The following is a 21,920-nucleotide window of genomic DNA, read 5'->3' as shown; positions in this document are numbered from 1 at the left end:
CTCTTAGGATCGCGGCAGGCGCCCGGCAAATACAATCGCCGCCTGCCGCAGTTCTTCCACGCGAAGACGGGCCGCCCCGACGTCAAACAGGGTAGCCCGCTCACGCCCTTTTGCGCCCAGCCTTACCCTTAGACCGTCATCGTCCATCAGACGGCTCAGGGCCTGCTCCAGCGCCCCTGGATCATCCGGTGCCGCCAGAAGCGCCGCGTCCCCGACCAGATCAGACAACGCGCCCACAGGCGACGCCACAACCGCGGCGCCACACCCCATGGCTTCCAGCGCGGTCATGCCGAAAGGCTCCTGCCAGCGGCTCGGCACCACAACAATCGCGGCCTCCGCCATTGCGTCCAAAACCACGTCATGGGGCCGGTATCCTGTCATCATGACCCCGGCAGCTGCCGCCAGCGGCCGAAGCTGCTTCAGATAAGGCGTTTCCGGAGAGTCTGGCCCGAACCGATCCGCCCCCATGATAACAGCCTGCCATTCCGGATGAGACGCCCGGATATGCCCCCAGGCGCGCACGAACGCATCCACGCCCTTGTCCGCCACAACCCGCCCGGCAAACAGGACTGTCTTCTCCCGGTCTCGCGAAACCGGGAGTGCGGACAGATCAAGGCAGTTAGGCTGCACTTCAATCCGGATCGGACCGCAGCCTTCCCTGAAACGCTGGATGACCCAGTCCGAAACGCCACAAACCAGTACATGCCGCGCCAGAGCCTCACGCTGTCGGACCGACCGTGCACCTCGCATCCCGCAGGGATCATTATGCAGAACCAGACGGACCGGCCCGAACCGTGCCAGAAAACGTGCCAGATCGGGCCGATTATGAATTTCCGTCAAAGCCGGCTGGTACGACCGCATCATGGCCACGCACGCCAGCCGCAGACGCCAGGCGTGCGGCAGAGGAACCCGCGGCAGGACTAACGGCCGATATTGCCCGCCAGACAGAGGCACGCCTACCGCTCCGTTGCCCGCCACATGGTCCCCGGCGCTGGCGAGCCGGCTGACCAACAGGGAGATTGCCCCCGCATGGCCCGCTTCGTAACGCTCGCGGGGCGGCAGGATGGTCAGAATCCGCGCATGAATCGTGTCATATTCGTTCTCAGCAACATTTTGTTGCAGTTTGAGCGATTCCTGACTGTTCGACATTTCCAGTTTCTTAACAGAAGCCGAGGCATCTTACCTCGAGATTAAAGGATGGAAATGATTGTGCGTATTTCCCAGAGAACAGGTCAGGAAGGAGAACGCCCGTGCGCGGACATATGCCTTTCGAAGACTGCGTCCCGGGAAAACATCGCGACACTCTTTCCCATTCACCATCTCGCCGACGCCTCCAGCGAAGGACTGGCCATTCTGTATCAGGACCGGATCATTGAGGCCAACAGGCCTCTCCTTTCCTGCCTCGGGACCGATCTCCAGAATTCCCTCTTACTCGAAAATCTTCTTCCCGCAGCCCTGAAAGTCGCGCCGGACAATCAGTATCATTCCGGACAACTCATGACCCTGCAGGACGGAGCCGTTCCCGTCCAGTTCCGACTGGCTCCCCTTCGCCGGAACGACAAGGACTGCCTGGCGCTGGCCGTCACATTCCTCACGCCCATCTCCGCTGCCACCGCCTTTCCGCCTCCTGAATCCGCTACGGATCTGTGCAGCAAGCAGGAATTTGAAAAGCAGCTGGAAGGCTTCTTCACCAACAATACGGTGCCGCAACCTGCAGGCATTCTTCTGCACGTCAACATCAACCGCTTCCGCACTATCAACGAGCGTTACGGCACCAGAATTGCCAATGACCTTCTCAGCGCGATCGGGCAACGGCTTCAGACATTTCTGACCGAGGACTGCATCGTCTCCCGGTTCGGCGGAGACGAGTTCGGGATTTTCTGCCCTTTTCCCTACGAACATCCGGCTCAGGCCACACGCTGGGCACAGATTATGCGGGATGTCTTTCACACCACCCTTCCGGTGGATGGACACAGAATTCACATAACAGCCAGTATCGGCTGCTGCCTTCTGCCGTTCGATACCTACCGCTTCGAGACAGCGTGTCATTATGCCGAACTCGCCCTGAGTGAAGCCCGGCGCCTTCAGTCTCCGGACTGGATCAGCTTCAATCCGGTTATGCAGGCCGATGTCCAGCATCGCTGCGAGATGGAACACGACCTGCACCGGGCTCTTGAATCAAACGAATTTTTTCTAGAATTCCAGCCCCTGATCTGCCTGAAGACGAACAGGGTCGAATGTGTTGAAGCCCTGTTGCGCTGGCAGCATCCCGTAAGAGGCGTGATCGCGCCGAACGAGTTCATCCCGGTTGCTGAAGACTGCAATCTGATTGTCCCGATCGGCCGCTGGGTGCTTTTGGAAGCCTGTGCCCAGGCGAGCAGACTGCCGCCGCATATCAGGATCGCAGTCAACATTTCTGCCGTCCAGTTCGCGCATGACGACATGTATGCCGCGGTCATCCAGACCCTTTTTCAGACAGGGCTCGCTGCTGAAAGGCTCGAACTCGAACTGACGGAGAGCATATTTCTGGACGCCGTACAGCGTAATCTGGAAACCATGGGCAAGATCCGCGCTCTGGGCGTCAAGATCGTCATGGACGACTTCGGTATCGGGTTCTCAAGCCTCAACTATTTGCGCAGCTTTCCCTTTGACCGGATCAAGATTGACCGCTCCTTTATCCGGGACATGTTGAACGATCCACAGGCCCAGAGCATCGTCAGCGCCATCATGACACTGGGACATGCCATGTCGATGGAAGTGATCGCCGAAGGCGTGGAAACGGCTGCACAACTCGACATGCTGCGCCATACGTCCTGCACGACGGCACAGGGCTTCCTGATGGGGCGCCCTGCCCCTCTGGCAGATCTATCAGCCTGTCCGGGCATGACCGATACGACGGCCCTACCCCGGCAAAGCGCCAGAATTTCCAGAGATCATCTGTCCTGACCTCTTTCAGGTTTGCGTGTCTCAGCCAGACGCTCCCGTCTGACGATACGACGTGTCTCACGTAACAGACGATATTTCTCAACTGCGCTCAGAGAACTTTTTTCCGCAAGATCGCATCCTCCGGACTGCTGAAGCTTAGAGGAAATGCGAGGCAGGGATGTCTCCGTGTTCCTGTAAGACGCCATCATCTTTCCATTCAGACTATTTGATACAAATTGTAACTATCATATCGCAGCCTGTCGAGCGCTTTCCAGACCCCCGCTTTCATACAATGACACGCCCTCTTCCGGGACAAGAACGGCCAGACTGTCAGGGCCAACCATGATCCCCCGCACTCCTGCTGCTTGTGCAGCCTGCATGTCAGTCGGCTGGTCTCCAAACAGGACGCAGCGCGCAGGATCCAGTTCCCATCGTTGTAACAGGTCGAGAAGCATGCCGGCCCCCGGTTTACGGTCGGCGCTGTGTCCGCGATATCGCGCGATCCGGGCATCAGGATGCATGGGACAGTACCGCCAGTCATCCACGGTACCGCCGTATTCGCGAATACTATCGATGACCCAGTCCATAAGTGTCTCCAGGTCGCTTTCGGAATAAAATCCGCGCGCAATCCCGGATTGATTGGTCACGATAAAAACGTGATGACCGTTATCAGTCATCCGGGCCACGGCTTCGCGGGCACCCGGTTCCCATTCGAAGCGCTCTCGCGTTCCTACCCACCCGAAGTCCTGGTTAATGACACCGTCGCGATCAAGGAAAACAGCAGCACGACGCAACCGCAGCGACATCTCCTCCAGGATTTTTTCCAATCCGCTGTCACTGGCAGAGCTATAGAAATCTCCTGCCAGTGACACCCCCCGGAGAGTCCCGTTTTTCGCCAGTTTCGGAAGCACATCCCGCTCAAGAGAGCAGGTTTCCGTCAGGATTTCACAAATCGCGGCATCGAAAAGACACAGTCCAGTGCTGAACTGTACAGACTGGCCCGCAGCTTCAGGGCTCTGGCGAAACGACACAGATCCTTCTTCGCCCAAAAGGATTTCTGTCTGTTGATCCCGCAAAGCAGCAGAACGCAACAGCATCCAGTGTCCATTCCGGGCGACTCTCAGAAAGTGTGCCAGATTGCAGGAGAACAGCGTGTTCGCAGGGCAGAGAAAAAACCTCTCATGCAGACATGACCGGACATGACGGAGAGCCCCTCCGGTTCCCATTCCGGGCGGTATAACGCTTGTGACCGTTGTTGCAGGTTTGGGGAGAAAAGATCCGAGATTCTCAATGGAGGTCAGAATGTCCACAGATCCATGCGCGGTCAGGACCACAAACTCCTCGACACCGAAGCGCTGCATTTCCCGCATGACCCAGGCGAGAAACGGCCTGTCTCCACAGAGAGTGAGCGAAAGGGGCAGCGCACCTGATACAGGGTCTTCAAGCAGAATGACGCACTGATGAACCGTAACGCTGTGCACAGCAGAACTCTCCCATGACCCAATCAATCCTGCGGGACAAAGCCTCTGCCTTTTCCCAATGCCCTTGCCCATCCACCGGGGCTTACCTAAACTTTAACACGAATATCGTTTGACAGACCGGCGTCCTTGTCGGCCGCCACAAAGCTAGTCCGGACATATGCAAGCAGATTATACCATCTGGATCGACGTCGAAGACATTTTCCAGTATTTCGAAAACAACTCGCGCCCCAGCGGAATTCAGCGGCTTGTCTACGAAATCCTGCATGTCATCCGCAAACAGGCCGCGACCAAACCAGGCATCGGCAACATTTCACTGATCCGACGCGGGCAGGATAAAACGCAGCTTTTCTCCACGGTCTCTTTTGATGATCTGGAAAACCTTTTTGCCGTCCGCGCCGATGAAAAAGTCGAACAGATCAGCCGCCCGACACCCCAATCACGGACGACACCCCGGGCCTTTGTTCGGAAACTGCGTCATACCGTCATCAGGCGCATCGAGAGCCTGCCACCCGAGCTGGCACGCCCACTGCTGACGATAGCTGTCAACCAGTTGCGCGTCCTGCGTCTGCTGCGCCGTTTCGTACAAAAGCAGCTGAACCGCAGTTCGGAAACAGCAACGGCGCGAACGTCAACTGTGGTGCAGCCTCAGGCAGTATCCTCTACGGCCCACCAGCCAAAGCCCGGCGATATCTTCCTGATCCTCGGCGCGGCATGGTCGGAACCCGACTTCGGCGAGCGGCTGGCCCGGATGCGCAAGGCTTACGGCATCCAGCCTGTCCTGCTGTTGTCCGATCTCATTCCCGCCATCCGGCCGGAATGGTGCGCACTGTCCCTGATCCGTGATTTCCGACACTGGCTGGATACGACTCTGCCACAGTGCGGACGCCTTCTTGCTATCAGCCACGCCACAGCGAAAACCATTGATGACTACACCCGTAAGCACCGCCTGAAGCTGCTGGCGCCCGTACAGACCGTTCCAATCGGCAGCGGCTTCGGGCCACCTCGCAAGGTAACAGGGGAGCGGCCAAAAGGGCTGCCTGCGCCGGAAAGCTATGTCCTGTTCGTCTCCACAATCGAGGCGCGCAAGAACCACATGCTGGCATTCCGCGTCTGGCGTCGTCTGGTCGCTGACCTGCCCCCCGAACAGGTGCCGACGCTCGTTTTCGCGGGGCGGGTCGGCTGGCTCGTCTCCGACCTCATGCAGCAGCTTGAAAACACCGACTGGCTGCGCGGCAAGATCCGCCTCCTTCGGGATCCATCAGATGATGAACTGGCGCATCTGTATGATGGCTGCATGTTCACGCTGTTCCCGTCCCTGTTTGAAGGTTGGGGCCTTCCGGTTACGGAAAGCCTGATCAACGGGCGCCCCTGCGTGGCGTCAAACGCAACCTCCATTCCAGAAGCGGGCGGCCCGCTGTCGCGCTATTTCGATCCGGAGAACATCGACGATGCCTATCGCGTCGTTCGCGAGACGATCGAAGACCGCGAAGACCTGACGAAATGGCAGGAACAGGTCCGGACACAGTTCAAACCCACGCCCTGGGAGGATACGGCTGATGCCATCCTGGACGCCTGTCATGCGGCTCACGTGGATGGGAGGACGTCATGACCCTCTGGATCGACGTTGACGATCTGCTGTTCCATCTCGTCCATCATGGACGACCGAGCGGCATCCAGCGTGTCGTGTTCGAACTCTGCGCGGCCCTGCGAACATTGCATGGACATGACGTACAGTTTGTCCGTCGTGGAGCGAACAAGCACGATCCACGGGATTTCCGAACCATTGACTGGGCTGTGGTCGACACGCTGTTGCGGCAGGTCATGAAAGACAGCGGCGCCAAAGCCGCGAAAACATCGGCTCCGCTGCTATCTGCCATGCAGCATGCCGAAAATGAAACGCCACGCCAGACATTGATCCGTATCCTGCAAACGGAAGGGCAGGTCCTTGGAGGCCTGGCCAGCCTGTGGGCCGGGCTGGGAAGATTGGCAGTCAACGAAGGCCGGACGGCTCTGCACCGGCGACGTCGGCAGTCGAGCACCAACATCGCACAGCACGCCGAAGGAACGCCTCTGGGGGAAGCCATCGCGGCCGGTGACGTTTTCCTAACGCTGGGTTCTCCGTGGCATCACGGGAATTATGTACAGACGGTCCGGTGGCTGCGCGATGAACTGCGCGTGTCTTTCGGGCTCCTGATGCACGATCTTGTTCCCATACGTTGTCCGGAGTGGTGCGACCTTGGCGTCATCACGACATTCCGGGCCTGGCATCATGCCGTGCTGCCTCTGGCGGACATGATCTTCGCCAACAGCCGCGCTACGGCTCAGGACGTCCAGTCCTATCTCGCGGAAGAAGGCATCGGAACGGGCATCACGGTCCAGCACGTTCCCATGGGAACTGAGTTCGGACTGGCGGAAACCGCCATGCCTGTCGAACGCCTGGTGAGTGAGCCCTATGTCCTGTTCGTCTCCACGATCGAGGCGCGCAAGAACCACATGCTTCTCTTCCGCATCTGGCGGCAGATGCTGGAAGACATGCCCACCGAGCAGGTGCCGACCCTCGTGTTCGCCGGACGTCCGGGCTGGCTGGTTTCCGATCTCATGCAGCAGCTTGAGAATACGAAATGGCTGGATGGCAAAATCCGCTTCATCCAGAATCCGTCCGATGCCGAACTGCGACGCCTCTATTCCGATTGCAGCTTCTCGGTCTTCCCGTCCTTCTTCGAGGGCTGGGGCCTTCCGGTGACGGAAGGTCTGGCCATGGGCCGCCCCTGCATCGCCTCCAACACGACCTCCATCCCTGAAGCAGGCGGAGCACTGGGGCGCTACTTCAATCCCCGAAACCTCAGCGAGGCCTATGCCCTGATCCGTCAGGTTATCGACAATCCGGAAGATCTGGCTGCGTGGACCCAGAAGGTGCGGAGCGAGTTCAAACCTGTTCCGTGGACCACTGGCGCAAAAGTCATTCTCGACGCCGTCCAGCGTTGAAAATCCTGCGTCTTCAGCCCTCCCGCCCCCTGTGCATGAAAGTTTCACGCGCAGGGGCTTGAGTCAGACCCGCAGATCACGCACATGCAGGAACCACAGGTTCCATCAGCATGGGGGCGTCCCGCACCCCGGCTGCAGCCCCGTCTTTCCGGCATTCCGAGGAGCGCTCCCTTGAAAATCAACGGCATTTCCTATCGCAGCCTCTGGCGCCCTTCCGATGATGCCAGCAGCATCCGGATCTTCGATCAGACCCGCTTTCCCTGGAACGTAGAGCTTCTGGAACTCCGGGACGTCGGCGGCGTGGCTGAAGCCATCACCACCATGCAGGTCCGCGGAGCGCCGCTGATCGGGGCTGTTGCAGCCTATGGTCTGGTGTTCGCCCTTCAGGATGATGCTTCCGACGATGCTCTGGACAAGGCCGCAGCTTTCCTCGTCGCTACACGCCCGACCGCCATCAACCTGCGCTGGGCCATCGAGCGTATGGTCAAGCACCTCAAGGCTGTTCCGGAAGCCGCGCGTGTCACCGCGGGCTATGCCGAAGCCGATGCAATCTGCAACGAAGACGTGCAGGTCAATGAATCCATCGGCCGTCACGGACTGGAGCTGATCCGCGAGATCTGGGAGCGCAAGGGCCGTCAGGGACAGGTCAATCTTCTGACGCACTGCAATGCCGGATGGATCGCCACCGTGGACTGGGGCACGGCCCTCGCCCCGATCTATATGGCGCATGACGAAGGTATTCCGGTCCATGTGTGGGTGGACGAAACGCGCCCCCGCAATCAGGGCAGCCTCCTGACGGCATGGGAACTTGGCAGCCACGGCGTGCCGCATACCGTCATCGCAGACAACGCCGGCGGCCATTACATGCAGGCCGGACGGGTAGATATGGTCATCGTCGGCACGGACCGCGTCACGGCGCAGGGCGACGTGGCCAACAAGATCGGCACCTATCTCAAGGCCCTTGCCGCGCATGACAACAACGTGCCGTTCTGGGTGGCGCTGCCGTCCTCGACGATCGACTGGCGCGTGCGTGACGGCGTGAAGGAAATCCCGATCGAAGAGCGTAGCGCCGACGAAGTACTGTTCATGACAGGCCTCGACAGCCGGGGAGACGCCAGCCGCGTCCGCATCGCGCCCCTCGGCAGTCCGGCCGCAAACCCGGCCTTCGACGTCACGCCAGCCCGCCTCGTGACAGGTCTCATCACAGAGCGCGGCCGCTGTGAGGCCAGCGAAATCGGACTGCGGTCGCTATTTCCAGACAGTCCGTGAAGTCTGCACACCCCTGCAAGGCCTGCGCTCCGCTATGGTTTCGGATCGTTCGGGCGTTCCTTGCAGGCCGTGGCCTCTCCATCAGCCAGCACCCGTCCTTGACGCTCTGTGTCACATGCCGTTCAAGTTGAAGTCATGATGGGTACACGAGGATAACAGTGCCAGATTCGCATCTTTTCAGGCGAGCAGCCGCTACGGCCGCCCTGCTCGCACTGGCTGCATGTTCCAGCCAGCAGAGTGTCAGCCCGTATCCGGCCCGCACGCCGAACGCCCAGTATGCGAACGGAACCACTGGTCCGGCAGGTTACGACGTCCATGTTCCGGACTTCGCCACCCGCAATTTCGAGCCGTTCAACCGGCAGGACGTTGCAGCCATCGCTCTGCGCGAATGGCGGATGTTCGGCTCCCCTGTCTCGGACGACAACCCCGAAGATCGTCCCGAACCCACAGATGCGGCGCTGAAGCCCGAACGGCTCCCCGGCCTTTGGCAGCGGATCGGCGAGTACTGGTGGATCGGACAGGACCCGTATGAGACGGAAGTCGGCTGGACGGGTAAGACGGATTCCCAAGGGACCCGCTTCGAAATCGAGCATGACGGCCATTATGCCTGGTCCGCTGCATTCATCTCATATGTGATGCGCATCGCGGGCGCCAATGGGCGTTTTCCATACTCTCCCAATCACTCGACCTATATCAACGCCGCCGCCAGCGGGCAGTCCAGCGGCGTGACGGCCCATGATCCCGGAACCTATGCCCCCAGACTCGGCGATCTGATCTGCGTCGGGCGCGGCAAGAGCAAGACCGTCACCTTTTCCATGCTGCCGACCAGCTACGGCTTTCCAGCCCATTGCGGCATCGTGTCGACCACCAACCAGAATGCTCAGCCTTTCGGACACGAGCTGAGCATTGTCGGTGGCAACGTGGATGATGCTGTGGCCCTTACCCATGTTCCCACGGACGCCAACGGCATGATCGCCGACAGTTCAGGGCACAGCTACGACAGCCGCTATCCCTGGTGCGCCGTGCTGGAAGTGCATTACGACGCGGATCAGGAACCCGACAGCGGCATGTAAGCCGACGGCAGGCCGCTGGAACGCCAGCCCTTGCCGGGTCCGTGCTGGTCTTCGAATCCGTCCACGATATTGCTGACATCCGCATAACCGGCATTTTCCGCCAGCAGTGCGGCATGATGGGAGCGTACGCCCGACCGGCACAGGAACAAAAGCGGCGTCTGCTGGTCGGGAACAGCTTCGACCAGAGCCTCAAGGAATTCACGCTGAAGGTCCGGCTGCCAGGTCACACACACAAGCGGCGCGGTCATCGCATCCGCATCGGGCAGTCCCACATGCATCCACTCCGGCGGGGTACGCACATCTACCAGAACAGGCTGCGCATCATTTTCAGAGGCCGTTCCATGCTTTTTTTCAAGCATGTCCCACGCCTGCCTTGCTGTCAGAACCTTCATGCTCTTTCTCATCCTTCCAAAACGCGTTCTATAATTCATCCAGCACGGGCCAGCACAGGAGTTACCGTATGACCGACCTCTCTCCGAACCGCCAGGCTGCCACGATCGGATGGCAGACTGTCTCCCCGGGTATGACCGCCGCGATCGGGGGCACGCCCCTCATCCGCCTTGAACGCGCTTCCCAGGAAACCGGCTGCAATATCTACGGCAAGGCCGAGTTCATGAACCCCGGCGGCTCCGTGAAGGACCGCGCCGCTCTTGCGATCATCAATGATGCCCTGAAAAGCGGCGCCCTGAAACCCGGCGGCACGGTCGTTGAGGGAACGGCCGGCAATACGGGAATCGGCCTGACGCTGGTCGCCCATGCGGTGGGCTGCAAGGCCGTGATCGTCGTGCCGGAAACACAGAGCCGTGAGAAGCTGGACTTCCTGCGCATGATCGGCGCGGATCTGCGGCTCGTGCCCGCCAAGCCTTATCGCGATCCGGGCAATTACGTCCATGTTTCGCGCCGTCTCGCTGAAGAAATCGGCGGGTTCTGGGCCAACCAGTTTGACAACACCGCCAACCGTGAAGGCCACCGCGCCACCACGGCCCGCGAAATCTGGGAACAGACGGACGGAAAAATTGACGCCTTCACCTGTGCCTGCGGCACGGGTGGCACGCTGGCCGGAATCGCGCTGGGCCTGCGCGATCAGGCTGCAGCAGCCGGAAAGGCCGCACCGCGCGTCGTTCTCGCCGATCCGGAAGGCTCGGCCCTTTACGGCTGGGTGAAGTCCAACGACCTTACCGCCACCGGAAATTCGATCACCGAAGGAATCGGTCAGGGCCGTGTGACCGCCAATCTGGAAGGCTCGGCCCCCGATGACGCAGAACGCATTCCTGACGCCGAGGCACTGGAGCAGATTTTCTCGCTGACATCGAACGAAGGTCTCTCGGTTGGCGGCTCGTCCGGCATCAATGTTGCTGCCGCAATCCGGACCGCACGTCGCCTTGGACCCGGACATACGATTGTTACAATTCTGTGCGACGGTGGTGCCCGATATCAGTCCAAGCTGTTCAACCCGGAGTTCCTGCGTGCGAAAAACCTGCCTGTCCCGCCCTGGCTGGCCTGACCTCGCCTCCGTGTCGCCCCTCGTCCGGGGCGACACCAGCAGTCCGAACGCGGTCACAGCATTCCTGAAAGGCCTCTGGTCATGAGCACGGAAACACTGCCCCATCTTCTGGTCGTGGATGATGACCGCGAAATCCGCGAACTGCTGAGCCAGTTCCTCGAGCGCAATCATTTCCGCGTGACGGCTGCCCGTGACGCCCGCGAAGCCCGCAAGGCCTGGGCGAACGGCCATTACCAGCTCGTGGTGCTGGACCTGATGCTGCCCGGCGAAAGCGGCCTTGAAGTCGCGCGCTGGCTGCGCACGCAGGACAATGTCCCCATCATCATGCTCACCGCCATGAGCGACGAGACCGACCGGATCATCGGCCTCGAATTCGGCGCGGATGATTACGTCGCCAAGCCCTTCAACCCGCGCGAACTTCTGGCCCGGATCCGCGCGGTCCTGCGCCGGACGAGCGATGTCGAAGACAAGCGGCAGGTTGCCGATACCCGCAAGATCCATTTCGCAGGCTGGTGCCTCGATCCCGTCCGCCGTCGCCTGCTGAACCCGGACGGCGCGGAAGTCTCCCTCACGGGTGGCGAGTACGACCTGCTGATGGCCCTGCTTGAGCGCGCCAACCGCGTTCTAACGCGCGACATGCTGCTGGAACTCCTGCGGGGCCGTCAGGCCGGACCGTTTGACCGCGCCATCGACGTCGCGGTCAGCCGCCTGCGTCGCAAGCTCGAAGATGACGGCCGCAACGCTCAGGTCATCAAGACGGTGCGCGGCGGGGGCTATGTCCTCGCCGCGGAAGTCGAGCGTCTCTGACCGTAATGCACATCCTTCCGCGATCTCTCGTCACCCGCACCAGCCTTCTGCTGATCGTGGGGCTTGCCATCGTGGAAGCCGCCGGACTGGCCATCCACGCGCTGGACCGCTTCGATCTGGAAGAGCGCAGCCAGGTCCATGAAGAACAGGTGCAGGTCTTTTCGATCTACCGCACGGTCGCGGAAGCCAGCCCCGCTGACCGTCACGATGCGATCGAAGACCTGCACATCCCCTCCAACGTCACGGTCCTGCTTCTCAAGCAGCCGGACCCGTTGATTGAGGGGCATGAAATTCCCCTCCCGCCGAAAGTATCCTCCCCTTTCCTGCACCATCCGCGCGACGGCTTTCCCCAGCCCGGCATGATGGACGAAAACGGCCCCCATCCCGGTGCGGGCATGCCCCCACACATGGGACCACCGGGTTTTCCCGAACCCGGCATGAACGGGCCGGATTTCCACATGCCCCCCGGCTCTCTCGGTACGCCTCCGGGTGGCCCCATGGCAGGTCCAATGGGGAGCCCGATGGACAGCCATATGCCTCCCCCGATGGAAGGAGGCCCCCGCTTCCCAGGGAGCGTGCACCATCGCGACATGCCGCCCTTCGTACGGTGGGCGCTGCTGCCGTCATCGCTTTATCCGCGCAAGGTCCTGATCGGCCAGAAACTGCGAACCCACTCCACTTCGATCCTCCTGCCGGACCGGGACTGCTGGATCGTCGTCCGGTTCGTCACCCCTCTACCCAACCCGTTCGGATCGCCGACCTTTCTGATCGCGTTCCTCGTCATGTCCATTGCCGGCAGTGCGATGATCGTCTGGGCCACACGGCGCCTGATCGCACCCGTCACCACACTCGCCAATGCCGCCGAAGCACTGGGCCGGGACGTCAACACAGCGGCCTTGCCCGAAAACGGTCCCTCCGAAATCCGGCGCGCGGCCATTGCCTTCAACACGATGGCCACGCGCATCCGCCGTTTCGTGACGGACCGCACACTCATGCTGACCGCCATCGGCCATGATCTGCGTACCCCCATCACGCGCCTGAAGCTGCGCGCCGAATTCATCGACGACGACGAACTGCGCAACAAGGTGCTCGCCGATCTGGACGAGATGGAAGCCATGGTCTCCGCCACGCTGGCCTTCGGACGCGACAGCGCCTCTGCCGAGCCCATCGTCACACTGGACCTGCGCGCCCTGCTCCAGACCATCATGGACGAAGCTGCCGAAAGCCTGCCGGACAAGGCGGACGACCTGTTTTACGAACCGCCTAACGTACCCGTCCGCATCAAGGCCCGTTCGGTCGCGCTGAAACGCGCCCTGAACAATCTGATCCTCAATGCCATGAAATATGGCGGGAACGCGCATGTCACGCTCATTCCGGCCACCCGCCCCGGCGAGAAAGGCAATGCGGTCCGCATCCTGATCGAGGACAATGGTCCTGGTCTGCCTGAAAACGAGCTGGACCGCGTGTTCGAACCCTTTGTCCGCATCGAGAGCAGCCGCAACCGGGAGACGGGCGGAACCGGCCTTGGTCTCGCCATTGCCCGCACCATCCTGCACGGTCAGGGTGGGGATGTCCGCCTTGAAAACCGGACCGCCGGTGGCTTGCGCGTCATCGTCACGCTGGCCCCATAAGCGGGGGGTGGAGACGGCCCCGCCTTGATCAATGGCCCGGCTCTGTCCATGCTAGGGGCTTCCCCATTTTTCTGATCAGGTCTTTTCCATGAAACAGCGTGAACTTGGCCGCACCGGCATTGCCGTCAGCGAAATCTGCCTCGGCACCATGACCTTCGGTCAGCAGAACACCGAAACCGAGGGCCACGCCCAGCTCGATATGGCGCTGGACCACGGCATCAATTTCATCGACACCGCCGAACTTTATTCCATCCCGCCGCGCGCAGAGACGCAGGGATCAACCGAAACCATTATCGGAAGCTGGCTGAAGGCACGCGGCGGCCGTGACCGCCTCGTCATCGCCAGCAAGGTCGTCGGACGGACGGCCATGCCGTGGTTCCGCCCCGATGGCGAAGAAGCACGCCTCACCCCGCGCCAGATCCGCTATGCGCTCGAAGGCTCCCTGCGCCGCCTCGGCACCGATTACATCGACCTTTACCAGCTCCACTGGCCCGACCGGAAGGTGGGTCTGTTCGGCGAAGGTGGCACGACCTTCCGCGACCTGCCAGAAGACTCTGCCGTTCCATTCGAAGATACACTCGGCGTGCTCGGCGATCTTGTAAACGAAGGCAAGATCCGCCACGTCGGCCTCTCCAACGAGACCGCATGGGGCGTTTCGAAATTCCTGGAAGCCTCCCGTACGGGCCTGCCGCGCGTCGCCTCCATCCAGAACGCCTATAACCTGATTAACCGGACCTTCGAAATCGGTCTTGCCGAAATGGCACTGCACGAGAAGGTCGGACTGCTGGCGTATTCCCCGCTCGCACAGGGCTACCTGACGGGGAAGTATCTGAACGGCGCCCGCCCCGCCGGGGCCCGCACCACGCTGTTTGACCGTGGCCAGCGCTACCAGAAGCCCGGCGTTGACGATGCCATCACGGCCTATCACGCCCTGGCCCGCGAGGAAGGGATCGACCCTGTTCAGCTCGCGATTGCGTTCGTGACCTCACGCCCGTTCGTGACGTCCAACATCATTGGCGCCACCAGCATCGATCAGCTCCGCACCCTTCTCGGCGCGACGGATGTCATCATCACGCCCGAGCTGGAAGAAAAGATCAACGCCATCCATCAGGTCCATTCCAACCCTGCCCCCTGAAGGCAGCAGATCAGGCATCGGGAAACATTCCCGATGCCGACCGGACTCAGACCTTGATCAGACGCGCGGCAAAGAAACCGTCCATGCCGCCAAGTTCGCTCCAAAGGCCCGGATGGGTGCGGAACATCCCGTCCCATGTCCGGGCAACGGCCATATCGGCCAGTTCCGCTTCCGAGAACGGATCGAACTTCCAGCCACCGCGCGCAATCGCCGCCTTGATCCGCTCCGGACCTTCTTCGTCCTGAAGCGAGCAGACGGCATAAAGCAGCACGCCACCCGGTTTGAGCATCTGATGCGCGGCGTCGATCAGCGCATCCTGACCTTCCGCCAGCGCCGTCACGTCCCGCGGGCGTTTAATCCACAACACATCAGGATGACGACGCAGCGTGCCCGTCGCGGAACAGGGCGCATCCAGAAGAACCATGTCCACCGGAGCGTCCGGGCGCCATGTCGCGGCATCCGCAATAACCGTCTTCGCCGAGAGCTTCAGCCGCGCGATATTTTCCTCAAGCCGCTTCGCCCGCGCTTCCTCACGCTCAACCGCCACAACCTGCGCACCCGCCGTCGCAAGCTGCGCCGCCTTGCCGCCCGGAGCCGCGCAGAGATCCACAACGGTTTTGCCTGCCACGTCTCCCATCAGCTTCACCGGCATCGTCGCCGCGACGTCCTGCGCCCAGAACGCGCCGTCCTCGAACCCTTCCAGCGCCATGATCCGCGTCCCGGCCGGATAGCGGACGGACCCTGTCGGCAACAATTCGCCCCCCTCCGGTGCGACTGCTCCCGGACGCAGCGTCAGATCCAGCGGGGCCTCACGATGCAGGCCGCGCGAAATCGCCCGTGCCCGCTTGCCCCAGGCACTCCACAGCCAGGGCGGCACATCCAGCCGGTCCACGTCCAGACCATCCAGAAGCTCCTGCCCTTCCCGCGAAACACGTCGCAGCACGGCATTGGCCAGCCCCGCGAAAGGTGCCAGCCCGCGACGGCGCAGCAGATCCACAATCGTGCCGACTGCTGCATGAGGCGGCGTTTCAAGATGCAGCAACTGCGCCACGCCCATCAGCAGCGCGCACCGCACAGGCTCGGGCGGCTCGCGACGCAGCAGCGGCTGCAGCAGTTCGGTCATGCTGCCGAGATGACGCAGGGTTGTCGCCGCCAGACGATGGGCTGACGCGCGATCCCGCGGGTCCAGTCCCTGCCCCGCGCGATCCAGCGTCGTCTCCAGCATCCGGCGATGTTCGACCACGCCGCACACGATATCGAACGCAAGGTCGCGCGTCGGGTCCGGCGCAGGACGGCGCTGCGGCGTCCTGCTCCCCTGTGACGGGCCCTGGGGACGGCGTGGCGCACCGTTCCGGGTTCCGGAGGCCGGATTACGGGGAGGCTTGTTGGATGGGGGCTGGGTCATGACAGGCTATCGATCTCTCGCATCCTGCCGAAATCGCATCTTGCGGCCACGGACGCAATGGCGTCTTGTTCAGGCATGTCCGATCTTATTGCCCAAAACCTCGCCGCCATCCGTCATCGTATTGCTCAGGCCTGCGAAAAAGCCGGGCGCCCGGAGGCGGACGTTTCTCTCGTGGCCGTCAGCAAATTCCACCCGATCGAGAGCGTCGAAGCGGCACTGAAAGCCGGTCAGCGCCTTTTCGGCGAAAACCGCGTGCAGGAAGCCGCCTCCAAGTTTCCGCAGCTCCGCGACCATTTTCCGGACCTGCGCCTGCACATCATCGGCGGCCTTCAGACCAACAAGGCACTCGAAGCCTGCCAGATCGCCGACATGATCGAGAGCCTCGACCGCCCGTCCCTGTCAGACGCCATTGAAAAAGCCGCGCAGAAAGCCGGGCGCCTCCCCGAGCTTCTCATTCAGGTCAACACCGGCGACGAACCGCAGAAATCCGGTATTCCCCGCGAAGAAGCCGATGCATTCATCGAAGCCTGTCTTAAAAAATTCGGCCCGAAAATCCGTGGCCTGATGTGCATCCCCCCCGAGGACGAAGATCCCGCACCCCATTTCCGCTTCCTGCGCAGAACGGGCGAACGCCACGGACTTCCGGTGCTCTCGATGGGCATGTCCGCCGATTTTGAAACCGCCATTGCCGAAAACGCGACGCTCGTCCGGGTGGGAAGCGCCATTTTCGGGAGCCGTCCCGTGCCACAATCCTGACGCACGGCTTGCGTCCGTCGCAGAAATCTTGTCATGAGGGGAAGTTGCCGTGATGTGGAGCGCGCTTGACGAGTGCTGCGACAGGAGATGACGGCACTCTACTGACGCCCGTAAATGGAACCAGCAATGCCTGAACATGACGGTGACCGCGCCTCCAATTCTCCTCATGGCGTAGGGATTCCCAACGACTCCGGCGACATCGTCCAGACGATCGAGCAGGCCCGTTCGGACGGCCATACCCACGAAATCGGCGGCGAAAACGACGGCTCCAGCCACAAGCGCCCCGCAGGCATGGGCGCGCTGCTCACGGTTCTGGGCGTGGTTTACGGCGATATCGGCACAAGCCCGCTCTATGCGCTGCAATCCTCCGTCAGCATTGTCAGCTCCCCCAAGGCACCCGCACAGCCCTGGGAGATCATGGGCCTTGCCAGCCTGACGTTCTGGGCGCTGATGCTCATCGTCACCATCAAATATGTCATCCTCATCATGCGGGCCGATCATGATGGCGAAGGCGGCATCATCGCCCTCATGTCCCTCGCCCAGCGCGTCTGCAAGTCGCAGCATTTCCGATGGCTGTTCGGCCTCGTGGGCATCGCGGGCACCTGCCTGTTCTTCGGCGACAGCATCATCACCCCGGCCATTTCGGTGCTCTCGGCCGTGGAAGGCATTGAAACCGCCGTGCCCTCGGCAAGCCACATCATCATCCCGCTGGCGATGATCGTGCTGGTGGGCCTGTTCTCGGTTCAGGTGCTAGGAACCGGCAAGATCGGCAAGGCTTTTGGGCCGATCATGGTCGCATGGTTTGCGGTTCTCGCCATTCTCGGCGTCAAGGGGATCTTGCTCTACCCCCATATCCTGCTCGCCCTGTCGCCGACCTTCGCGCTCGAATTCATCATCATGCACGGCTACCTGTCGTTCATCGCACTCGGTTCGGTCGTCCTGTCCGTCACAGGTGCGGAAGCGCTTTATGCCGATATGGGTCATTTCGGGCGCGCCCCGATCCGCAAGGCCTGGCTGTTCTTCGTCCTGCCGTCGCTGACACTGAACTATTTTGGACAGGCCGCCCTGCTGATCCATAATCCGCATGCCCTGTCCAACCCGTTCTATCTGCTGGTGCCGCACTGGGCACAGATCCCGATGCTGATCCTTGCGACCTTCGCAACCGTGATTGCCTCGCAGGCCGGCATCTCGGGCAGCTTCTCGCTGTGCCGCCAGCTCATCCAGCTCGGCTACCTGCCCCGCACCCGCATCATGCACACCAACGCATCGGAAGAAGCGCAGATCTATCTGCCCTCTCTGAACTGGATCCTGGCCTTCGGCGCGCTGGTTCTGGTGCTGTCGTTCCGTACGTCGTCGGCCCTCGCCGCAGCCTATGGCATCGCCGTAACGGGAACATTCCTGTGCACCTGCGTGCTGGCCATGGTGGTATTCCGCCGCGTCTTCAAATGGAAGACCGCCACGGTCGCGATCGTCTTTGGCTTCTTCTTCATCGTGGACAGCATTTTCTTCTCTGCGAACGTGCTCAAGATCCCCGATGGCGGCTGGGTCCCACTCGCGATCGGCATCATCAGCACCATCATCATGACCACCTGGAAGCGCGGCCGCAGCCTCATCGCCGCCCGCCAGCAGGCGGATTCCATGCCGATGGGCTCCTTCCTTGCGCGCCTGCCGCAGTCCCGCACGATCCGTGTTCCCGGTCTGGCCGTCTTCCTGACCGCCAACCCTGACATCGTGCCGAATTCGCTGCTGCATAACCTCAAACACAACAAGGTCCTGCACGATCACATCCTGTTCGTGACGGTCCAGAACCTCGACCAGCCGGAAGCCGAGCGCGGCCACCGCGCCATCGTTCAGGAACTGGCCCCCAACATTCACCGCGTCATCGTCCGCTACGGCTTCATGGAGATGCCCAACCTGCCCCGCGCCCTGCTGGAACTGAACGCGCTCGGCGTGGCGTTCGACGCCATTCAGGCCTCCTATTTCACGTCCCATGAACTCGTCGTCCGCTCCCGCGTGCCGAAGATGCAGCTCTGGCGCATGTGGATCTTCCTCCTGCTCCAGCGCAATGCGGCCTCCACGACCGAGTTCCTGCGCATCCCGCCTGACCGCGTGGTGGAATTCGGCGTCCGGATCGCCATTTGACCTCCCGTCCTTTGGCCGAGCCGCTTTCCCTCTACATTCACTGGCCGTTCTGTCTGGCGAAGTGCCCCTACTGCGATTTCAACTCCCATGTCCGGGACGTGATCCCGCAGCAGCGCTTCGCCGCAGCCCTGCGTCGTGAACTAGCCCATGACGCCGCCCGCCTGACCCGCGATGGCGTCAGACGCCCCCTGCGTTCGATCTTTTTCGGCGGTGGCACCCCCTCGCTCATGGCTCCCGAAACCGTCGCGGCCCTGATCGAAGACGCACACCGCCTGTTCGACGCACAGGACGATCTGGAAATCACGCTCGAAGCCAATCCGACCAGCGTCGAGGCCGAAAAATTCGCGGCGTTCCGTCAGGCCGGGGTCAACCGCGTCTCACTCGGCGTGCAGAGCCTGCGGGACGATGCGCTGCACAAGCTCGGCCGCGAACACTCCGCCACTCAGGCCATTCGAGCGCTCGAAACCGCCCGCACCCTGTTCCCGCGCATTTCCTTCGACCTGATCTACGCTCGCCCGGGCCAGAGCGATGCCGACTGGACGGACGAGCTCAATACGGCGCTTGAGCTCGTGGCCGACCACCTGTCGCTGTACCAGCTCACCATCGAGCCCGGCACGAAGTTCGAAGCCATGCACCGTCGCGGCGAACTGACCCTGCCCGACGAAGACACCGCCGCCCGCCTCTATGACCTGACCGGCGACATCGCCGCCCGTCACGGCCTGCTGCCCTATGAAGTCTCGAACTACGCCCGCCCCGGCGCCGAAAGCCGCCATAACCTGACCTACTGGCGCTATGCGGATTATATCGGCATCGGCCCCGGCGCTCATGGACGCCTGACTCTGGACGGCGAACTGTACGCCACCCGCCGTCACCGTGCGCCCGAACCCTGGGCCGACCGGGTTGAAAAGACCGGCTCCGGCAGTACCGAGGAAACCCTGCTCACGCCGGAAGAAAAAGGCCGCGAAGCCCTGCTGATGGGCCTGCGCCTGTCTGAAGGCATCGACGAAGCGGCCTTCGCCGCCCGCACGGGCCGCGCACTTATGGATTGTGTGGACCCTGCCCTGCTTGAAGCCTGCATCGAGGAAAACTACCTCGAACGGGACAGCGGTATCCTGCGCGCAACCGGCGAAGGACGGCTTCGTCTTGAAGCGATACTGGCGCGCCTCGTCACTTGAGGGCATGATCCGGTCTTAATCCATCTGGAAGAGACCATGCGCCGATCCATTCTCTCTGCCCTTCTGGCTGCCTGCACCGTACTCGCCCCGCTTTCCGTTGCGACGGCTGCTCCTGCTCCGAATTACGTCGTGCTCGACAACGACTTCCTCGGTCCGGGCGGCTCCAACATCCAGTCCATCATTCCCCTGCTCAACCGCCCGGGCGTGACGCTGCTCGGCCTGACCTCCGTCGTCGGCGATGACTGGGAGAACGCGGGCACGGCGCATGCCCTGCGCTTTCTGGAAATCGCCCGCCAGACACAGATCCCGGTCGCCGATGGCGCCACCACGCCGCTGGTCAACACGGTCGCGGAGACGAAACTGCGCGAACAGCAGTTCGGAATCATTCCCTGGAAGGGTGCATGGGGTGGCCTCGGCTCCATCGAACACGTCCCGGCCACACAGCCTCCCGTCGGCAAACTGCCCGAAGGCGCGCCCCATACCGCCGCCGATGCGTTGCCGGCCGCCATGTTCCTGATCCGCGAGGTCCACGCCCATCCGCATCAGGTCACGGTCATTGCAGCAGGCCCGCTGACGAATCTCGCCCTCGCCATCCGGATTGACCCGACCTTCGCCGAGACAGCCAAACAGCTCGTCTTCATGGGCGGCCTGCTCGATGCCAGCATGATGTCCGTCACCGGCAACGCCGACTTTGCATCCGATTTCAACCTGATCATGGACCCCGAAGCTGCCCGCATTGCCCTGACCGCACCATGGGCCGCCATCACCTGCGTCGGCAACGTCTCGAACGACATCATGATGACGCCCGAACTCGCAGACCGGATCGACGCGAAGCACACCACCGTCACGGACTATCTGAAAAAGTATCAGGCGCCCCTGCCGCTGTGGGATGAACTGACGTCGGCCATCGCCGTTGATCCGACACTGATCACGACATCCGTCACGGCCATCATGGACGTCAATATCGACCACGGGATGGATTACGGTCACGCCCATATCTGGCCGGATTCCACGGCGCCGAAGGGCATGGGCCTGCGGAAGGTGAAGATCGTGCAGTCCATCGACAAGGCGCGCTTCATCAACGAGTTCGTCTCGCAGTCCCAGAACGCCATGGGCACGCACTAAGAGCTTGCAGGAGGGCATCCGACACCTATGCTGAACATCATCAAACTGGCCGTCGGCTGCCCGAGCATCGAAGTCCTGCGCGAACGGCTGAACCACTACCGCATCAACGGCCACGCCACCGTCCAGACCCGCACCATGCCCAAACGGGCCGAGGAGGTTCTGGACGGCGGTTCACTGTATCGCGTGATGGACGGCATGGTCCTGTGCCGCCAGCCCATCATCGGGCTGGAGAGTGCCCAGCGCGCGGATGGCAGCACGGGCACGCTGATCGTCGTGTCCGACGAGATCATCCCTGTGCAGCCGCGGCCAATGCGCCCCTTTCAGGGCTGGCGCTATCTGGAACCCAAGGACGCCCCGCCCGATCTTGGCAGCAGCCTCGGTCAGGACGGCATTGCCGGTCTCCCACCCCGGCTCCGCAAGGAGCTGGCCGAACTCGCCCTGATCTGACCCCTCAGGATCTGCCCCCCAGGGCCGCGCCACATTTTTGCTGCATTCCGGGAACGGAAT

The 21,920-nt window shown here is 61.9% G+C and carries 18 protein-coding genes; 14 read left to right on the top strand and 4 right to left on the bottom strand.

Translation table 11 applies throughout. From position 1 onward, the window contains the following. Nucleotides 1–3: 3 nt before the first annotated feature. Nucleotides 4–1,149 carry a glycosyltransferase family 4 protein gene (locus tag A0U94_RS02200; protein ID WP_077802311.1) on the bottom strand — a complete coding sequence of 382 codons (1,146 nt, stop codon included), beginning with the start codon at nucleotides 1,147–1,149 and terminating at the stop codon, nucleotides 4–6. 60 nt (nucleotides 1,150–1,209) lie between these two features. On the opposite strand from A0U94_RS02200, the gene A0U94_RS02195 reads away from it, so the two are divergent. Next, nucleotides 1,210–2,946, top strand: coding sequence for a putative bifunctional diguanylate cyclase/phosphodiesterase (locus A0U94_RS02195; protein WP_167369340.1), 1,737 nt, complete (start codon nucleotides 1,210–1,212; stop codon nucleotides 2,944–2,946). 224 nt (nucleotides 2,947–3,170) lie between these two features. Here the strand turns inward: A0U94_RS02195 and A0U94_RS02190 are convergent, their stop codons facing one another. Further along, nucleotides 3,171–4,022, bottom strand: a complete 852-nt coding sequence (locus A0U94_RS02190) for an HAD family hydrolase (RefSeq protein ID WP_167369339.1) — start codon at nucleotides 4,020–4,022, stop codon at nucleotides 3,171–3,173. A gap of 541 nt (nucleotides 4,023–4,563) precedes the next feature. On the opposite strand from A0U94_RS02190, the gene A0U94_RS02185 reads away from it, so the two are divergent. The 4 genes from A0U94_RS02185 to A0U94_RS02170 all read left to right on the top strand — a co-directional run bounded on the left by A0U94_RS02185 (nucleotide 4,564) and on the right by A0U94_RS02170 (nucleotide 9,733). Beyond that, the gene (locus A0U94_RS02185) at nucleotides 4,564–6,015 is read left to right on the top strand and encodes a glycosyltransferase family 4 protein (protein WP_077802309.1); all 1,452 of its coding nucleotides are present in this window, start codon (nucleotides 4,564–4,566) and stop codon (nucleotides 6,013–6,015) included. Continuing rightward, entirely contained in the window at nucleotides 6,012–7,391 is a 1,380-nt protein-coding gene (locus A0U94_RS02180) for a glycosyltransferase family 4 protein (protein WP_077802308.1), read from the top strand. The genes A0U94_RS02185 and A0U94_RS02180 overlap by 4 nt, the downstream gene beginning before the upstream one ends. 171 nt (nucleotides 7,392–7,562) lie before the next feature. After that, nucleotides 7,563–8,660 (top strand): S-methyl-5-thioribose-1-phosphate isomerase, encoded by a 1,098-nt coding sequence (mtnA, locus tag A0U94_RS02175; protein WP_077802307.1) that lies wholly within the window; start codon nucleotides 7,563–7,565, stop codon nucleotides 8,658–8,660. A 152-nt stretch (nucleotides 8,661–8,812) separates the two neighbouring features. Further along, nucleotides 8,813–9,733: a DUF2272 domain-containing protein gene (locus A0U94_RS02170; RefSeq protein ID WP_077802306.1), complete on the top strand. Its 921-nt coding sequence runs from the start codon at nucleotides 8,813–8,815 to the stop codon at nucleotides 9,731–9,733. Here A0U94_RS02170 and A0U94_RS02165 read toward each other — a convergent pair. Next, entirely contained in the window at nucleotides 9,709–10,125 is a 417-nt protein-coding gene (locus tag A0U94_RS02165) for a rhodanese-like domain-containing protein (RefSeq protein ID WP_077802305.1), read from the bottom strand. The genes A0U94_RS02170 and A0U94_RS02165 overlap by 25 nt on opposite strands. Nucleotides 10,126–10,193: 68 nt before the next feature. Here A0U94_RS02165 and A0U94_RS02160 point away from each other — a divergent pair, with 68 nt between their 5' ends. From A0U94_RS02160 to A0U94_RS02145, 4 genes are all read left to right on the top strand, one after another. Next, on the top strand, nucleotides 10,194–11,237 hold the full coding sequence (locus A0U94_RS02160; RefSeq protein ID WP_062030185.1) for a cysteine synthase A: 1,044 nt from the start codon (nucleotides 10,194–10,196) through the stop codon (nucleotides 11,235–11,237). An 81-nt stretch (nucleotides 11,238–11,318) separates the two neighbouring features. Then, on the top strand, nucleotides 11,319–12,044 hold the full coding sequence (locus tag A0U94_RS02155) for a response regulator (RefSeq protein ID WP_062108919.1): 726 nt from the start codon (nucleotides 11,319–11,321) through the stop codon (nucleotides 12,042–12,044). Between the two features lie 5 nt (nucleotides 12,045–12,049). Further along, nucleotides 12,050–13,675 carry an ATP-binding protein gene (locus tag A0U94_RS02150; RefSeq protein WP_077802304.1) on the top strand — a complete coding sequence of 542 codons (1,626 nt, stop codon included), beginning with the start codon at nucleotides 12,050–12,052 and terminating at the stop codon, nucleotides 13,673–13,675. Between the two features lie 88 nt (nucleotides 13,676–13,763). Then, nucleotides 13,764–14,810, top strand: a complete 1,047-nt coding sequence (locus tag A0U94_RS02145; protein ID WP_077802303.1) for an aldo/keto reductase — start codon at nucleotides 13,764–13,766, stop codon at nucleotides 14,808–14,810. Nucleotides 14,811–14,856: 46 nt separating this feature from the next. Here A0U94_RS02145 and A0U94_RS02140 read toward each other — a convergent pair whose 3' ends face one another. Continuing rightward, nucleotides 14,857–16,215 (bottom strand): RsmB/NOP family class I SAM-dependent RNA methyltransferase, encoded by a 1,359-nt coding sequence (locus A0U94_RS02140; RefSeq protein WP_077802302.1) that lies wholly within the window; start codon nucleotides 16,213–16,215, stop codon nucleotides 14,857–14,859. Between the two features lie 75 nt (nucleotides 16,216–16,290). Between A0U94_RS02140 and A0U94_RS02135 the strand changes: the two genes are divergently transcribed. The 5 genes from A0U94_RS02135 to A0U94_RS02115 all read left to right on the top strand — a co-directional run bounded on the left by A0U94_RS02135 (nucleotide 16,291) and on the right by A0U94_RS02115 (nucleotide 21,860). Continuing rightward, a complete protein-coding gene (locus tag A0U94_RS02135) occupies nucleotides 16,291–16,971 on the top strand; it encodes a YggS family pyridoxal phosphate-dependent enzyme (protein WP_408735613.1) in 681 nt (226 codons plus the stop codon). A gap of 114 nt (nucleotides 16,972–17,085) precedes the next feature. Beyond that, complete coding sequence (locus tag A0U94_RS02130) at nucleotides 17,086–19,113, top strand: potassium transporter Kup (protein WP_062030337.1); 2,028 nt, start codon at nucleotides 17,086–17,088, stop codon at nucleotides 19,111–19,113. 11 nt (nucleotides 19,114–19,124) lie between these two features. Then, nucleotides 19,125–20,288: a radical SAM family heme chaperone HemW gene (gene hemW, locus A0U94_RS02125; RefSeq protein ID WP_077803791.1), complete on the top strand. Its 1,164-nt coding sequence runs from the start codon at nucleotides 19,125–19,127 to the stop codon at nucleotides 20,286–20,288. A 36-nt stretch (nucleotides 20,289–20,324) separates the two neighbouring features. Continuing rightward, on the top strand, nucleotides 20,325–21,413 hold the full coding sequence (locus tag A0U94_RS02120) for a nucleoside hydrolase (RefSeq protein ID WP_077802300.1): 1,089 nt from the start codon (nucleotides 20,325–20,327) through the stop codon (nucleotides 21,411–21,413). Between the two features lie 27 nt (nucleotides 21,414–21,440). Next, complete coding sequence (locus A0U94_RS02115) at nucleotides 21,441–21,860, top strand: DUF1489 family protein (protein ID WP_077802299.1); 420 nt, start codon at nucleotides 21,441–21,443, stop codon at nucleotides 21,858–21,860. The last annotated feature ends 60 nt before the right edge of the window (nucleotides 21,861–21,920 follow it).

The sequence above is a fragment of the Gluconobacter albidus genome (assembly GCF_002005485.1).
Taxonomy (GTDB): domain Bacteria; phylum Pseudomonadota; class Alphaproteobacteria; order Acetobacterales; family Acetobacteraceae; genus Gluconobacter; species Gluconobacter albidus.
Note: the sequence above shows the minus strand (reverse complement) of the source record. Positions and strands in the feature narration are given on the sequence as shown.